This is a genomic window from Tenuifilum thalassicum (genome assembly GCF_013265555.1).
Classification (GTDB): Bacteria; Bacteroidota; Bacteroidia; order Bacteroidales; family Tenuifilaceae; genus Tenuifilum; species Tenuifilum thalassicum.
In genome coordinates, this window is the sequence record NZ_CP041345.1 from 3,029,607 (window position 1) to 3,046,552 (window position 16,946).

General features: G+C 37.3%; 15 protein-coding genes. 9 read left to right on the forward strand and 6 right to left on the reverse strand.

Features of this window, described 5'->3' with window-relative positions:
• Positions 1–6: 6 nt before the first annotated feature.
• The 3 genes from FHG85_RS12505 to FHG85_RS12515 all read left to right on the forward strand — a co-directional run bounded on the left by FHG85_RS12505 (position 7) and on the right by FHG85_RS12515 (position 7,118).
• The gene (locus FHG85_RS12505; protein WP_173076424.1) at positions 7–2,823 is read left to right on the forward strand and encodes a PAS domain-containing protein; all 2,817 of its coding nucleotides are present in this window, start codon (positions 7–9) and stop codon (positions 2,821–2,823) included.
• An 81-nt stretch (positions 2,824–2,904) separates the two neighbouring features.
• A complete protein-coding gene (locus FHG85_RS12510; RefSeq protein WP_173076427.1) occupies positions 2,905–6,738 on the forward strand; it encodes a PAS domain S-box protein in 3,834 nt (1,277 codons plus the stop codon).
• Between the two features lie 2 nt (positions 6,739–6,740).
• Positions 6,741–7,118 carry a response regulator gene (locus FHG85_RS12515; protein ID WP_173076429.1) on the forward strand — a complete coding sequence of 126 codons (378 nt, stop codon included), beginning with the start codon at positions 6,741–6,743 and terminating at the stop codon, positions 7,116–7,118.
• On the opposite strand, the gene FHG85_RS12520 is transcribed toward FHG85_RS12515, so the two are convergent.
• Positions 7,115–8,041: a magnesium transporter CorA family protein gene (locus FHG85_RS12520; RefSeq protein ID WP_173076431.1), complete on the reverse strand. Its 927-nt coding sequence runs from the start codon at positions 8,039–8,041 to the stop codon at positions 7,115–7,117. The two genes, FHG85_RS12515 and FHG85_RS12520, sit on opposite strands and share 4 nt — an antisense overlap.
• A gap of 294 nt (positions 8,042–8,335) precedes the next feature.
• On the opposite strand from FHG85_RS12520, the gene FHG85_RS12525 reads away from it, so the two are divergent.
• The gene (locus FHG85_RS12525; protein WP_173076434.1) at positions 8,336–8,782 is read left to right on the forward strand and encodes a hypothetical protein; all 447 of its coding nucleotides are present in this window, start codon (positions 8,336–8,338) and stop codon (positions 8,780–8,782) included.
• A gap of 151 nt (positions 8,783–8,933) precedes the next feature.
• A complete protein-coding gene (locus tag FHG85_RS12530) occupies positions 8,934–9,383 on the forward strand; it encodes a DUF5362 family protein (protein ID WP_173076436.1) in 450 nt (149 codons plus the stop codon).
• Positions 9,384–9,386: 3 nt separating this feature from the next.
• Here FHG85_RS12530 and FHG85_RS12535 read toward each other — a convergent pair whose 3' ends face one another.
• The 4 genes from FHG85_RS12535 to FHG85_RS12550 form a co-directional block, all read right to left on the reverse strand.
• Entirely contained in the window at positions 9,387–9,953 is a 567-nt protein-coding gene (locus FHG85_RS12535; protein WP_173076438.1) for a DUF3267 domain-containing protein, read from the reverse strand.
• Positions 9,954–10,024: 71 nt separating this feature from the next.
• On the reverse strand, positions 10,025–11,104 hold the full coding sequence (locus FHG85_RS12540) for an outer membrane beta-barrel protein (RefSeq protein ID WP_173076440.1): 1,080 nt from the start codon (positions 11,102–11,104) through the stop codon (positions 10,025–10,027).
• 72 nt (positions 11,105–11,176) lie between these two features.
• Positions 11,177–12,199, reverse strand: coding sequence for a hypothetical protein (locus tag FHG85_RS12545; protein ID WP_173076442.1), 1,023 nt, complete (start codon positions 12,197–12,199; stop codon positions 11,177–11,179).
• A 6-nt stretch (positions 12,200–12,205) separates the two neighbouring features.
• Complete coding sequence (locus FHG85_RS12550) at positions 12,206–12,691, reverse strand: RNA polymerase sigma factor (RefSeq protein WP_173076444.1); 486 nt, start codon at positions 12,689–12,691, stop codon at positions 12,206–12,208.
• Positions 12,692–12,841: 150 nt separating this feature from the next.
• Between FHG85_RS12550 and purD the strand changes: the two genes are divergently transcribed.
• Genes purD through FHG85_RS12570 form a run of 4 tightly spaced genes read left to right on the forward strand, consistent with a single transcriptional unit; the run spans position 12,842 to position 16,047 of the window.
• The gene (purD, locus tag FHG85_RS12555; RefSeq protein ID WP_173076882.1) at positions 12,842–14,131 is read left to right on the forward strand and encodes a phosphoribosylamine--glycine ligase; all 1,290 of its coding nucleotides are present in this window, start codon (positions 12,842–12,844) and stop codon (positions 14,129–14,131) included.
• 3 nt (positions 14,132–14,134) lie between these two features.
• On the forward strand, positions 14,135–15,130 hold the full coding sequence (locus FHG85_RS12560; RefSeq protein ID WP_173076446.1) for a DUF6427 family protein: 996 nt from the start codon (positions 14,135–14,137) through the stop codon (positions 15,128–15,130).
• A gap of 11 nt (positions 15,131–15,141) precedes the next feature.
• The gene (locus tag FHG85_RS12565) at positions 15,142–15,654 is read left to right on the forward strand and encodes a 3'-5' exonuclease (protein WP_173076448.1); all 513 of its coding nucleotides are present in this window, start codon (positions 15,142–15,144) and stop codon (positions 15,652–15,654) included.
• A gap of 24 nt (positions 15,655–15,678) precedes the next feature.
• On the forward strand, positions 15,679–16,047 hold the full coding sequence (locus tag FHG85_RS12570) for a YccF domain-containing protein (protein WP_173076450.1): 369 nt from the start codon (positions 15,679–15,681) through the stop codon (positions 16,045–16,047).
• A gap of 29 nt (positions 16,048–16,076) precedes the next feature.
• Here the strand turns inward: FHG85_RS12570 and nfo are convergent, their stop codons facing one another.
• Entirely contained in the window at positions 16,077–16,919 is an 843-nt protein-coding gene (gene nfo / locus FHG85_RS12575; protein ID WP_173076452.1) for a deoxyribonuclease IV, read from the reverse strand.
• Positions 16,920–16,946 lie beyond the last annotated feature (27 nt).

Sequence of the window (16,946 nt, forward strand, 5' to 3'; positions counted from 1 at the left end):
AAATTCATGAGGCTAACAGGTATTAACCTTTTAAGCATTTTTAGTAAAAGGTCGCTTAAAAGCAGAATGATTATTCTATTCACTGGAATTATATCACTTATACTTTTACTCATAATTTTACTTAATGGTAATAAATTTAAAAAACTTTCCATTGAAAGTGCGAAAAGTAAGATTGCTTTAATTGCTGAAAGCGAATCGCATAAAATTGAAAAAGACTTAGAAGGGAAACTCAACATTGTAAGGTCAATTTCTGAATCAATAAAAGCCTCACAACGCTACACTAACGGAAATTTTGATACCATAAAATACATTAACTGGTTCACTGGTTTACTTGAAAAAGAACCAGGAATAATATCCCTATGGGGCGATTGGGAACTTAAATATCTGGAAGAAGGATACCAATACGAAGATGGTAGGCTAAAAATATCAACGTTTAGAAATAATGGAAAAATTAATTTCTCAACTAAAAAAACCGAAAAAGTAGAAACATCTGCAGGGTATTTAAGGCACAAAGCAAATAAAATTGAAAGCATTGAAGAACCTTACTTTTACAACTACGAGGGCCAAACCGAAGATATACTAATGACAAGCATAGTTTCTCCAAGTATAATAGATGGAGAATTTACTGGTTTGGCTGGCGTTGCCACTCCCCTTAGCTTATACTATGAAACTGTAAGAAACATAAAACCTTACGATGGTAGCTATGCGTTTATTCTCTCACAACAGTTAAAATTCATTGCATTCCCCGATAAAGATTTTATTGGAGAAGATGCATTACCCGTTTTTGAAAAGGTGCTTTCTTCTCAAGGAATACAAGAAAAAATAATCAACGGTGAACCAGTTTTTTTTGAAGGAACGGATTACAATGGCAAAGAAGCATTTTTTGTATTTTACCCCATTCATGTTGGCAGGTGCCCTCAAAACTGGTCGTTTGTTTTAGTTACTCCTAAAAAGGCTGTACTAGCCGAAGCAAGAAATATTTTTTGGTATTCAATAGTGCTAGGCTTAATTGGCATAATAATTATTTCCGCTCTCATCTATTTCACATCTGTTAAGTTTCTGTTTAATCCAATTTCTAAGGTTACATCTAATCTTTCGCGCTTAGCAATGGGTCATGTTGATTCCAACATGATTGTCCAAGCCAATTCTGATGATGAAATAGGAATGATGATAAAGCACCTCAACAAAACTGTTGAAGGGTTAAACAAAAAAACGGAATTTGCTCGTCAGGTTGGAGCAGGAAACTATAATAGCGAGCTGGAGCTGCTAAGCGACGAAGATATTCTGGGCATGTCGCTCATAGAGATGAACAACAACCTGCGAAAAGCAAAAGAAGAATCGGAAAAACAGCGCAAGGAAGAAGAGAAGCGGAGATGGATAAACGAAGGGCTTGCTAAGTTTGGAGAGATACTCCGGCAAAACAATGACAATATTGAGAAGCTAAGTTCATCTATTGTTAAGAACCTTGTTGAAATGCTTGATGCAAACCAAGGTGGTTTATTCCTTGTGAACGACGACGGAAACGAGGTATTTTTTGAACTTAAAGCGGCTTATGCATATAACCGACAAAAATTCCTTAAAAAACAAATAGCCATTGGAGAAGGTCTTGTAGGAGTTTGTGCACAAGAGGGGCAAACTATCTATTTAAAAGATATACCCGAAAACTACATAACCATTTCGTCGGGACTTGGCGAGGCGAAACCTCGCAACCTTTTAATAGTACCACTAAAGGTAGAAGAAAACATACATGGTATTATTGAGCTGGCATCGTTCAATGAGTTTGAAGATTTCAACATAGAATTTGTTGAAAAGGTTTCACAAAGTATAGCGCAAACACTTCAAGCGGTTAAGACCAACATTCGCACCTCCGAACTCCTTGAAAAGACCCAGCAGCAAGCCGAGGAGATGAGGGCACAGGAAGAGGAGGTTAGGCAAAATCTTGAAGAGCTTTCTACCATAAAGGAGGAGCTAGAGAAGCAAACTGCCGAAATGGAAGAAAAGCAAAAACAGCTAGAATGGGAAAAATCGCTTCTCGACTCACTGCTTAACTACCTACCCGATAAAATCTACTTTAAGGACCTAAAGAGCAGGTTTATAAAGGTAAGTAAATCAACACTTGAGTTCTTTGGTTGCAAAACACAGGAAGAACTTGCAGGTAAATCCGATTTCGACTTCTTCACCGAGGAACATGCAAAACCCGCCTATGAGGATGAACAAAGAATAATTAGAACAGGTCAACCGATAATCGGAATTATTGAGAAGGAGGTTAAAACTGATGGAACTGTCACCTGGGCAGAAACATCAAAGTTACCTCTAAAGAATTCATCTGGCGAAATAATCGGAACATTTGGAATTACTCGCGACATTACGCAATCAAAGCGAATGGAGGAGGAAATTTCTAAAAAAGCTGAAGAAGAATCGCTAATCAAAAAAGAACTAGAGAGAAAAGCGGTAGAATACCAGTCGCTTTATCAAGCCATTAACGACTCGGCGTATGTTATTGAATACAATACCGAAGGTGTCATTACATATATAAACAAAGCATATCTTGAACTACTAAATATTCAAGCAGAAGAGCTTATTGGGAAGCATCATTCCTACCAGATGGAGTTTACAGAGGAACAAAGAAAGAATTACACCCAGTTCTGGGAAGACCTGAACAAAGGTATTGTTCGGAAGGAGACCCATAAATTCTCGTTAAACGAGAAGGATTACCTTTTCTATGAAACCTATACGCCTATAAAGGATGAGAACGGGAAAGTTTATAAAATAATGAAGATTGCTTTTAACATTAGCCATCTTCTCGATAAAGAATCACTATAAACCGGGTGCAACCTGTTTTTTTTATCAATACACTAACAATCTTCATAAAGTTTTCGTAGATTTATTGTAGAATTTAGTTAAATGCTCCCAAAAAGATTTTATTCTTCATCGGCATTTGCAACAATTATTGCTGTTCTCTCAGCAGCAATCTTTGTTTTCTTATTCTTCTTTCTTGCATTCAACCATCGACATCTCATTTATAATGCAACAAAAGAGGCAACAAAGGAACTTGCATACCATGAAGCAACCGAGACTCAACAGTATTTCTCAAACGCATTAGATATTACAGAATCATTAATGCAGAGGGTTATTTTACTTAAAAAGCTAAAAGCCAAAAGAGAAAAACTAGATTCCCTTTTAAATGATTTCTTAACCCAAAACCCCAATATTCTTGGAGCATGGATTTTTGGGGAACCAAATGCCTATGACGGAAAAGACGAAGCTTTTAATGAAAAAGATGAATATCCCTGCAATGGCCGGCTTGGAATTACATATTTCAGAAATAATGGAAAAGTTTATAAAGAAATAGTACCATGCCACGATTATAACTCTTTCTTTTATCTTGGTGCTAAGCAAAAAAACAAACCAGTAATCTCTGAGCCATATCACTTTAAATACTCAAACTACAACCAAGTCTTTTATGGTTGCACAATTTCAATTCCAATTATTCAGGACTCATTATTCAAAGGTGCAGTTGGTATTGATATAAACCTCAAATCGCTGAATAATATCTTGGCAAATATCAAAGGATTGAATGGTGGCCATCTATATATCGTTTCACCCTCAAAAAAAATTGTCACACACTCCGACACTTCACTTATTGGTCAAATATACAGTTTCAACACAAATAAAAATGATAGCCTAATGTTCCTTGCTTCATGCAAAGGAAAAGAGATATCAGCTGAAACTAACTCAAGTTTTTTAAACAAAAAAGTACTAAAATTTTATTATCCATTTAATATCAACCTATCTGAAAAACCTTGGGTTATTGCTTGCGAAATTCCAATTGAAGAGTCATTAGCTTATACAAAAAAGGTAGTTTGGATTGCAACCATAGTTTTGGTAATTGGAATTCTATTTGTTATTTACCTCTACTCTCTATTGAAAGAGCGTCGTAAAACTTTGCAGAAAATATCGGATGCACTAAACGAGGCAGAAGACCAGAAAATAAGGGCAGAGGAGAACTACAAAAACTATATGGAGATATTTAATTCTACCAATGAGTCCATATTTATTCATGATGCTGAAACAGGGATAATACTCGACGTAAATGAAGCGATGCTCAAACAATACAGATTTAAGGATAAATCCGAAGTTGTTGGCAATACTGTTGAGAAGCTATCATCGGGAATAAGCCCATTCACCATTGAACATGCAAAAGAAAAAATTGAGCAAGCTAAAAAAGAAGGCTTAGCTGTATTTGATTGGCAAGGCAAACGTTCCGATGGAACGCTATTTTGGTCGGAAGTCTCTTTAAGAGCATCCAATATTGGAGGTAAAGAGAGAATACTTGCAGTTGTAAGAGACATAACCGATAGAAAGATTGCAAGCGAAGCATTGGAATTTAGAGAAAGGAAGTACAGGGAACTAGCCAATCTCTTACCTCTTGTTGTTTGGGAGGTTGATATAAATACCAGATTTACATTTACCAATGAAGTGGGACTAAAACTTTTTGGTTACACCCAAGAAGAATTCAATAATGGCATTACCATACTAGATTTAGTTGCACCAGAAGACAAACATCGGCTAAGAACAAACATTCAAAAGTCACTCATTTCGGGGAATAGTTCCGACGAAGAATACCTTGTAATGAAAAGGAATGGGACAAAATTCCCGGTTAACATTTTCTCAAGTGTTGTTTATGAAGATGGCAAGCCTGTGGGCTTAAGGGGTATACTTATTGATATCACCGAGAAAAAACGAATGGAGCAAAAGCTCAAGGAGAGTGAGGAACTTTATAGAACTGTAGTAGAAAACCTCAACGAGGTACTACTTATGGTTGACAACGACGATAGAATTCTTTTTGTTAACAAACGATTCACAGAACTTTTAGAATATACGCCCGAAGAGATTATTGGGAAAATAGGCTACGAGACAATAGTCTTTCCAGGAGATAAAGAAAAGGTAATAGCAGCAAATATCAGAAGAGAAGAAGGGAAAAAGGATGCATATGAGCTAAAACTAGTTTCAAAAAGTGGTAGGATAATAGTTTTTATGGCCAGTGGTGCCCCCGTATACAATGCAAACGGACAGGTAATCGGCTCAATTGGCGCATTGCTAGACATAAGTGAACTACAAAAAACTACAAAAGCCTACCGTGAGGCATTAGCCCGTTTTGAAACGCTTGCCATCATGTCTCCAGTAGGGATTTTCCGTACCGATGCAAACGGAAAAACAACCTACGTTAACCCTAAATGGACTGAACTATCGGGGTTAACCTTTGAAGAGGCCTTGGATGATAATTGGATTAAGGCTTTACATCCCGAGGATAGAGAAAAAAGCCTTTCTGTTTGGAAAGAAAGGGTTAACCAGAAAGTGCCCTCTAGGGCAGAGTATAGATTTCTGAAACCTGACGGCACGGTTACATGGGTTCTTGGTAACGCACTCCCAGAAATTTTAGATGATAAGGTTACAGGATATATAGGAACAATTACAGATATTACACAAATTAAAGAAGCGCAAGAAAAGCTAGCAAAAAGCGAAAAACGATTCAGGGAGCTAACCGACCTCTTGCCCCTTTCAATCTGGGAAACCGACTTAAATGGCAAGATAACCTTTGCAAATAAATTTGCATTCGAAATAATGGGATTTACCCATGATGACTTTTTAAAAGGGGTCAACATTTTCGATACGATAATCCCTGATGAAAGGGGAAAAACGATTCAAAACTTTATGAGAAGGCTTGAAGGCGAAAAATCAAAAGGCATAGAGTATACTGCTTTGAAGTTGAATGGCGAACGCTTTCCAGCTCTTGTATACTCCACGCCTATTGTTGAAGATGGTAATATTGTTGGACTAAGGGGGATTTCAATTGATATTTCGGATATTAAGAATGCTCAAAAGGAATTGGAAAAATACAAGAATCACCTTGAACTTCTTGTAAAGGAACGTACCGAGGAGCTAGAATCGGTTAACGAGGAGCTAAGCGCTGCAAATGAAGAACTATACAACCAGCGCGAAAAACTTATAAAAGCACTGCATGAGTTGCAAACAGCGCAACAAAGCCTAATCCAATCGGAAAAGATGGCCTCGCTTGGTTTACTTGCTGCTGGGGTTGCACATGAAATTAACAACCCGCTTAACTTTATTCAGGGAGGAATTATTGCAATAGAAAACTATATTGAGCAAAACTTTAAAACACATAAGAACACCCTTCAACCCCTTGTTGATGCTATAAAGGAAGGTGTACACCGTTCTGCTCAAATTGTTCGTAGCTTAAACCAGTATAGCAGGGTCGATCAGGCAAAGCATTCCAATGTAGATATTCACAGCATTATTGAGAACTGCCTTGTGCTACTCTCTAATCAGTTTCGCGACAGAGTTGAGATTATCAAAAACTACTGCACCAATCCTTGCTCGATTTACTGTAATGAGGGACAGTTACATCAAGCATTTATGAATATTCTTGCCAACGCAGCACAAGCGATTGAAGGTCCTGGTAAAATATACATATCAACAAAGGTTCAAAGGAAAAACCTTATAATTGAGATTGAGGATACGGGATGTGGTATCGATAATAATAATTTAACCAAAATATTTGACCCCTTCTTTACAACCAAGGAACCAGGTGTAGGAACTGGTCTGGGATTATCAATAACCTACAACATAATCAAAGAGCATAATGGCACAATAGATATTAAATCGGAATTGGGAAAAAGAACAAAAGTAACAATCAAACTACCAAAAGAGCAGTGATTATGGATACTCAAAAAATTTGTGTGCTCCATATTGATGATGAGCCAACCAATGTACTTCTTTTTGAAATAAATTTTCAAAATAAGTACAAGGTTATTAGTGCATACAATGGCACCGAGGGCCTAGAAAAAGTGAAGGGAAATCCTGAAATTAGAGTAGTATTTTGCGATATGAAAATGCCTGGAATTAGTGGTATAGAATTCGCCAAACAGCTTCAAGCCATTAAGCCTGGAACACCCTGTTTTATCCTTACGGGTTATGATATCTCTCCCGATCTTATTAACGAAATTAACAATGGAACTGTTAGCGGCTATATCCAAAAGCCATTTGAAATCGAGCACATTGATAATGCCGTAAAAAAAACTTTAGAAAACAGCTAATACCATTTTTTTCGCATAAAAAGAAGTAGGGCAAAGACTGAAATCAGTAGAGAAACAACCACTATCACACCAAAAGCTGAGGGGTTACTCTCAAAGCTATTAGGAACATTCATTCCATAAAAACTTGCTACAAGCGTTGGAATCATCAATACAATAGAAATTGATGTTAACCGCTTCATTACAATGTTAAGGTTGTTGGAAATTACAGAGGCATAAGCATCCATCATTCCACTAAGAATATCGGAATAAACGCTAGTTGTTTCCTGTGCCTGGCGTAACTCAATCTCCACGTCCTCTAACAGTTCAGGATTATAGGTATCGCGATAACTCCTTAAGTTTTTAATTCTATGCAACAAAATATCGTTGCCCTTTAGTGAGGTAGTAAAAAACACCAAACTCTTTTCTATGCGGAGCAAATCCTGAAGTTCCTCATTACGAATTGAGCGTTCAAGCTGGTCTTCGGCCTCTTTTATATCGTTATTAATCTGTTTTAGATATTTCAAGAACCAGACACTCGACGAGAGCATCATCCTGAGTACTTGGTCAAAATGGTCCTTTATTAAGATTCCTTTACGAACGGAAAATTGTATGAAATCAGGAATAACTTCACTCCTGTAAAAACTCATTGACACAAACACCTCATCCTTAAAAATGATACCCAGCGGTACAGTGGTATAAGGTATTTTCAGGTCGGTATTCTTGTAGGGTAAGCGCATTAGAATGAAAAACCAACCATTCTCATACTCAATACGAGGTCGTTCATCAACGTCCTCAACATCGTTATAAAAAGCATCTGGAACACCTAGTTCATCAAGTAAGTAGCGCTTCTCTTCGTTGGTAGGATTTTCTACGTGTACCCAGCAGTAAGGTTCCCATTCAGTGGCTGGTTGAAGCCCGATGTCCCTTTTCCAGAATGAAATCATGTACTATCCCTCCAAAATTTTATAGAATAGAGGCATAGTACATTACCTCTATTCCGGGTTAACTATCAGGGTGATAATCGTCCATAAGATGTTTATCTTTTTTCTCACTGCAAAGGTAAAGTTTTTTTAAATAAAAAATTAATCTTGTAATACTTTATCAAAATTTGAACTCAAATACGAACTAATGCATTTTCAATAGACTTTAGTTTTATTGATAAAAAGTTTTTTTTTAAATATTGATAAACATTTTTTATTTTTATGTAAAAATATATTTCTTGAAAAGCCTTATCTCAAATGAAAACAGCTGCAATAAAATACTTGATGTTAACTGTTTTTCTTTTTTCGCTTTCGTGTAGCGAGGATATAACCACTTTAGCTGAGATAAAGGAAAAGCTTATTGGAGAATGGGAATGGGTTCAAAGCGAGGGTGGTTTATCAGGAACAGAAGTTCTGACACCAGAAACTACAGGCATTTACCGATACATTAAATTTAATGAGAAAGACACAGTGCTAGTCTGGGAAAATAACGAAAATGTTCAAACAACCAGCTACTGTTTACAAAGGGAAGAAAGCATTCTAAAAAACAGAGAAAGCATTATTTTAACCATTAACTATAAGTACTTTAACAATAACGATACAATAATCCTTCCTATGAGGTACATTATTGTTAAAATAGGAAGGACGCTTATCCTTGAAGAAGATGTGTACGATGGTTACAAGCACTGGTACACAAGACTCTAAACTGAGCCAACCTCATTCTAAACAAGATACCATGTTAAATATCGTTTTAGATCAGATCAAAGTTATCTAAAGGTGGAGGTCAGAGACCACTATAAAAAACGAGGCGGAGCCGAAAAGCCATACGAGTAGGAAAAAACCTAAATCAACATCAATGGAAACTATTGAAAATGCTCAGAATCAAACCAACGAGATGAGAATTAACAACGAGGTTAAGAATTACCTCATCGAAACTGCTAAGTGGGGCAAATTTTTAGCCATAGTGGGTTATGTATTTTTGGGAATAATTGTATTAGTAGGTCTTCTATTTATTGTTGGAGTTTCTTGGTTAAACAGTTTTAGCGCTAATCCAGCACGATTTGCAGGAGTAATATACTTTATTATTGCTCTTGTCTATTACTTTCCCATTAACTTCCTTCACAAATTTTCCAATAGCATAAGAAATGGGCTTGAAAGCGATAGTGAAACAATGGTAACCTTTGGTTTTCAGAATTTAAAATCGCTATTTAAATTCATGGGAATAATTACCATTATTGTTCTTGCCATTTATGTTTTATTCTTTTTGATAGCAATTGTTACAGGCTTAGCAATTGCAAGTATGTAGGTCCTATGAAACGGAATGGTTTTTATTAGCAATAAAGCCAATCTCGGTAGGATGATCAAAAAAGATGTAAGTGCTAGGGTATTTCAAAGTTCGAAACAGGACTAAGAAGTCGCCACCAGCAGTAGCTATAAGAAAAACACTTACTAGTAAAAGCCATCCATTTGCATTGATATAAGAAACAATTAAAGGAATAATGCCGGTAACCAAACCTGGCATTATACCTCCTAAAATATAGTGCTTTCGTTTTAACGGCTCATTACAGTGGCAGTATGGGGTTAAATAGGCCCATTTAATTCCAAAACTTATTGATTTTAACCCTGTTTTCGCAAAAAAAGCCCAGGTTATACCATGTAATCCTTCGTGAATAACAATTAAAACTAATAGCCCTGCTAAAACAACGAGCAGATTGTTTTGTAAAGTATTAAATCCCGATACCAAGGGACTTGTCCCAAATAATATAACAAATGGGATAACCGCTATAAGAACTATTGGTATTAGCAATAGAAACGATAGTAGGTTTGCTTTTCCAACAGGGATTACCTCTTCAAATTGGTACTCAGTACTATTCATTTTTTAATTATTTTTTCACAAAAGTAATAAAGGGCAGAGAATTTCTGCCCTTCAACTCTAAAAAACTCCACTTAGTTAAAATCAATTAGTACAAGTCCGACTGAGAATGGGTATAACTCGGGTCCCTTATCTTTTTCAAAAAGTTGAACTGGATAATAGTTTGCAAATAGTTTTAAGTCCCTGTACCCTAAACGTGCAGTAAAGCCATAACGTAGAGTGGCAATATTTAAATCGCTGCGATTTTTGTCCTTGCGTCGGCTTCCATCGTCGTAAACAACTTTTGTATGTGAGCCTAACCTTAAACCACCAATCACACCTACAGAAACATATAGCCGCCGGCTCCGTCTCTCGCTCATTGGTAGCTGGAACTCAAAAAGTAAAGGAATGGTTAGATGCGACATGGTAACCTTGGTTTTCTCAACCTTATATCCGGCTTGAATGTAGCTACTATCGGCAACTGTAATTCCATTCTCCACCTTGAGAGAAACAGGATTTGAGAAGTGGTAGTCGTTAAACTCTAATCCCATACCTGTAACCAATCCTGCTTTATCGGTTCCAAAGCCAATGTTATACTGCAAAAAGTTGATATTAGTATTCCATGAGCGACCTTGTTTTAGGTCAAGCCAAGCTAAATCACCGTTCTGGGTCATAGAACCATTCTTATCCATGAACCCGTTTATTCCAATTTCTACTCCCGTCCAATGTCCCTTGAAATTTTTAACCTCTTTATATTCAAAGACATTATCATCCTTTTTCTTTTCAACCTTATTTTCGGGAACCTCAATTATTACTTTGTCTTTTGAGTCGATAATTGTCATCTTTTTTTTGCCTAAACGAAATACAACCGTATCGCCCTTTTCTGCTTTAACGGTATCGCCATCGGCAGTAACCCATTTCATGTCACTTTCGTCAACAGAAACATCAACCCTCGATGAAATAGTATCGACACGTTCTTCCACAATTGTATCACCATCAACAACTTTAATAGCCTTTTTAATGACGACTAAACTTCCAGAATCTCCGTCATTTTTTAAGGCCTGTTGCTTTAATGTATCGGGATTTTCTAAATTTCTTAGAACGTTTTCTTTATCCTGTGCATTCAAATTTAAAATTGCTGAAAACATTAATCCCAAGAGTAAAAACCTTTTCATATCATTAAAAGTTAAGTTTAACATTCCGTTGTTTTATCGTACGACGCCCTTGCTCGTTAAATGTTACAACGATTAGTCCTCTTTTGGGAAAATAGTTGCAGAAAAAGCTATTAGCTTTGAGTCTACTACTATCCTTTTGGCCTTATTCTTAGTATCCTCTTTTACATCAACCTTAACACCTGCTTTTTGCGCTAGCTTAAGGGCTCCCATTTTAGCTAAATCGGCAAGTGTAATTTCTTTTGTGCTGGATTGTACATTCGGTTTTACAGCTCGGCTGCTTTGCATGGAAGCTACCATGGCAACATTTGGTTTTATTTGTAAATCTTCGTGTTTAACAATTGGGTTAATTGTTGGTTGTTTTGGATTTATTGGCCTAACAGAAAAATGCTCGTCAATACTTTTCTCTTTTGGATTCTCAATAACATATAAAGTTCTATCTGGCGAAATTTTATTCGGAGATTTTGAATCAGCAACCTTCATCTCGGTTTGAGCTGGACTATTATTTTCTTCAATAGTGATACTCTCATCTTTAGGAGCTATTTTAACTCCACCCGTTGGTTGATGTTCAGCAATTAAAGCCTCTTTGCTAAAATCAAGTATTAGCGTATTAACAAAAAGCCCAAAAAGTAAAATAGCTGCAGCGCTAGAAACACCTATAACAATCTTTTTGGTAATGCCCAAAACAAATTCACGCTTTAATCTTGATTTTTTGGGATATTCAATTTGTTCTGGAACTAACTTAGTAAACGCAAATTGCGATGAAAGCTGAGCAACCTTATCGTCGCTTTTTTTTAACTCGTTTAGTAGTTTTTTTTCTTCAAGAGTCAAATCATCTTCTAATTCAGCAATGCAAAGGTATTCTGCCTGCGAAATATCTGCATCCGATAAGTTTTCCGATTTTTTTAGATGATATTTTGATATTGGTAGCACCTCATCAGTAGCTTGTAACCTATAATCGGCAATACCATCAACTTGGACTGCAATATCAGGATTTTGCAATAAAAAAGCCATGAGCTCTTCCCTTAGCTCTGGGCTAAGGTTTCCATCGATAAAGTCGATGACAAACATTTCGTAATTTTCCCTATTGATGGTCATAGCTTCTTATATCAAGTTATCAATACTAACCAGCTGTTCTTTTAAAAACACTCTAGCCCTATAAATGTAAACCTTTACTTGCGACTCCGACAAACCGGTAATCTTACCAATCTCCTCGTACGAGTAGCCCTCGTAATCGCGCAAAAGCAAAACCGTTTTTTGCACTTCGGGGAGCTTATCAACGGCTCTATCAACTATTTCTTTTGCATCGGAGTAGCTGTTTGAGGTTGATGTTTCAAAAACTCCATCAGAGGCATACTCGTTTTTCCGTTTTTCCTTCCTAATAGTGTCTATTGCTGCATGATATGCCGAAGTAAACAAGTATGATTTAGCTTTATCAAATTCAACTTCTTTATGTCGTACCCAAAGCCTTTCAAAACAATCTTGGACAATATCCATGGCCAAGTCGGTATCCTTTAGCATTTTCAGTGCAAACCGATAAATGCCATCGGAGTATAAATCAACGCATTGGTTATATTCACTAGCGGTCATAAACCGTTACTATTATCGAAATTCTAAAAGTATGACGCCCCAACAAAACAAAAGTTACACCAAAAATTACAAAATGTTCTTTTTTTAGTGTTTCCTTTTCTAAAACGATGACTACCTTTGTAGTCAAAGTGTTAAAAGATGGATAAAAAGATAAATGTTCTGCTCATAGGTTCTGGCGGTAGAGAAAACGCTCTAGCCCTAAAAATTTCGCAAAGCAAGTTACTTAATAAACTATTTATTGCACCTGGAAACCCAGGAACCTCAGAACTTGGCGAAAACGTCAACCTAAACCCTTTGAATTTTGACGAAATTAAAAATTTCTGCCTAGAAAAAGAGATTGGTTTACTCGTGGTAGGCCCTGAAGAGCCACTGGTGAAAGGGCTGCACGATGCGTTTATAACCGACAGCAAGGTCAGCCATATTCCTGTTATAGGACCACAGCAAAGGGGAGCCATGCTTGAAGGAAGCAAGGATTTTGCCAAAGCCTTTATGAGCAAACATGGCATACTAACAGCACGATATGCAACTTTTACACACGACAGCTTTGAGGAAGCCACAACCTTCCTTAAAGAGATGGAACCACCCTATGTACTAAAGGCCGATGGATTGGCTGCTGGGAAAGGTGTTGTAATTCTAAATTCATACGATGAGGCGTGCCAAACACTTCAGGAGTTCTTTGCTGGCAAGTTTGGCGAGGCAAGCCAGAAAGTAGTGATTGAAGAATATCTATGTGGAATAGAACTTTCGGTTTTCGTTCTAACCGATGGCAATTCATATGTAGTTCTCCCCGAAGCAAAAGATTATAAACGAATTGGCGAAGGCGACACCGGTCCTAATACTGGAGGCATGGGAGCTGTATCACCTGTACCTTTTGCCTCGGCCGAATTTATGGAAAAGGTTGAAAACCGAATAATAAAACCAACTGTTTCGGGCCTAAAAGCCGACGGAATTCCTTATAAAGGATTTATCTTTATTGGACTAATGAATGTGAACGGAAATCCATATGTAATTGAGTACAACGTTCGTATGGGCGACCCCGAAACAGAGGTGGTTATGCCTCGAATTAAATCGGACTTACTTGAAATGCTAATGGCTTGTGCCAATGAAAATCTATCAAACTATAAAATCGACATCAACCCAAACACAGCCACAACGGTTATTGTGGTGTCGGGTGGTTATCCTGGAACATACGAAAAAGGGAAAGAGATAACGCTTCCGAACAACCTACCAGAAAATAGCATACTTTACCACGCAGGTACTGCAATTAGGGATAATAAGCTAGTTACCTCAGGGGGTAGAGTTTTTGCCTGCACAGCATTAGGAGCAAATATGGACGAAGCGCTTAAAAAATCCTATGAGCTGGCCGAAGGCGTCGGCTTTGATAAGAAATATTTTAGGCGCGATATTGGTAAAGATTTGAAATTATACCAAAACAGGTAGTACATGCTATTAAAAAGTATTCAACGTAACTCATTTGGAGTAATTTTTTTAGTTCTTATTGCCATTGGTTTAGTTTGGACAAACACATTGCTAGGCAATTTTCCTACCTATCGTTTTCTGTTCGATAGCTTCCCAATGCCACTTTACAAACCCATTTCCGACTTTTTTGGGAAGCATCAGCTTTGGTCAAATTTACTATCACTTTTTCTTTTTCTTATTTCTGGCTTTTATCTTTTAAACCTAAACACCAAGCATATCATTACAAAATCGCGTAACTATTTTCCATTGATTTTTTTCTTATTCTTTTCTGCAGCATTTATTCCGATACAAAGGCTAAACCCAGGTATTTTTACCTTACTCTTTATTCTTCTTAGCATCGATCACCTGCTATCAATCTATCAGAAGCAAAATGCTCTTGATAACATTTTCCGAGCAGGTTTGTCGATTGGCATAGCAACGCTTTTTTACCCATCCGCTGTAGTAGTCGCCGTTTGGGCAGTAATTGCACTGTTGGTACTAAGAGCATTTAGGCCTAGAGAAATGTTTGTACTTTTTGTTTCCTTTACAGTTCCCTGGCTGCTATACATGAGCTATCTATTTATCATTAATGATGATATTTGGGCACCCTACCACACACTAATAGTAAACCTTTTCACCGAACAAAAAAGTGATGTCGACCAGCTACTACCCATCCTATTCTTTAGCTTTATGGCAATTACCCTTTTGGTTTCAATTCTTAATGTATTTCCAAGGCTTACCTTTCAAAAAATTGTTATCCGACGTTACTTTTCAGTTCTACTTTATTTAATGCTTATCGGGGTAGCATCATTTTTATTGATACCTGGCATAACCTACGATTTCTTTTACATTATTTCCATTCCAACGGCATACATACTATCATCTTATTTTAACGAGGCTAAATCGAACTTTTGGAATGAGCTGCTACTCTGGTTACCTATACTTGGTGCAGTACTAATTCAAATCATACTAATCATTTAAATCACCTTAAATTGAAATACGCCATTATTGACATAGAAACATCAGGCGGTAGCTGGCAACGTGACCGAATAACTGAAATCGCAATTTACATTCACGATGGTAATCAAATAACCAATGAATTTACATCGCTAGTTAACCCTGAGACATCTATTCCATACTACATTACAAAGCTTACTGGAATAACAAATGAAATGGTGGCAGATGCTCCAAAATTCTACGAAATTGCTCGCGATGTTGTGCTTCTTACTGAGGGATGCACCTTTGTCGCCCATAATGCGCCATTCGATTACCGATTTATACAAGCGGAATTCAAGCGCTTAGGCTACGATTATCATCGAAATGTTTTATGTACCGTAAAGCTTAGCAGAAAAGCATTTCCAGGCCACAAATCTTATAGCCTTGGAAACATTTGCAGCAACCTCGGAATTGAAATTGAGAGCAGGCACCGTGCTGCTGGCGATGCACTGGCTACCGTTAAGCTTTTTGAAAGAATCCTTAACGAGACTAACCTATTAATTGATTAACTTACAAGCAATAGCAAAATTTAAATGAGAATACTTGGTAATATAATATGGCTTATTTTTGGTGGAATAGTCATTGCCCTTGAATATTTTATCTCAAGTTTTATTCTGATAATCACCATTATAGGAATACCTTTTGGCTTACAGACATTAAAACTTGGGATACTAGCGCTTTGGCCTTTTGGCACTGAGATAAAATCAAACCCCAGCTCCACAGGTTGCCTTTCTACCATCATGAATATTTTATGGATTCTGGTAGGAGGTATATGGATTAGCTTATCGCATTTGCTTTTTGGTATTTTACTGGCAATAACAATTATTGGCATTCCCTTTGCCAAACAGCATTTTAAGTTAGCCAGCTTGGCCCTTACTCCTTTTGGGAAGGTACCTGTTTAATAGTTTAAGCAGCTAGCAATGCCAGCAGCTTAACCTTGCATTTCATTAAGCATTTTTATTTCCTTTGGCCAAAGCGAATCGTCGGGAGTTTCAAGTATTAAAGGAATTCCATCGAATCGAGAATCGGACATGATTAGCTGGAAAGGTTCTAGGCCTAACGTTCCTTTTCCTAAATTCTCGTGCCTATCGACTCTGCTACCCAAATCCTTCTTAGAGTCGTTTAGGTGCATTCCCTTTAAATATTTAAAGCCAATGACCTTATCGAAATGCAAAAAAGTTTTTTCAAAAGCTTCGGGAGTCGATATATCGTAACCTGCAGCAAATGCATGGCAAGTGTCAATACAAACGCCAACACGCGATTTATCCTCAACAAGGTCGATTATAAATGCAATTTGCTCAAAGGTAAAACCAAGGTTACTACCCTGCCCCGCTGTATTTTCAATCACTGCAGTAACACCTTGAGTGCGCTCTAGTGCCATGTTAATTGATTCGGCAATTAGCTTTAAACACTCTTCCTCTGAAATCTTCTTTAAGTGACTGCCAGGATGGAAGTTTAACCTATCGAGGCTAAGCTGCTGGCAGCGAAGCATCTCATCAAAGAAAGCATTACGCGATTTTTCTAATGCTTCCTTGTCAGGATTCCCTAGATTTATCAAATAGCTATCGTGAGGTAGTATTTGTGCGGGTGTGTACCCGAACTCATCGCAATTCTTTTTAAAAGCATCAATACTTTTACCAGTCAAAGGTGGAGCCACCCACTGACGCTGATTCTTGGTAAACAGGGCAAAACCTGTTGCACCAATTTTACTCGCATTTAGGGGTGCATTCTCAACACCACCTGCTGCGCTAACATGTGCACCAATAAACTTCATCGCTCTATCAATTGAAAAAAGTAAACT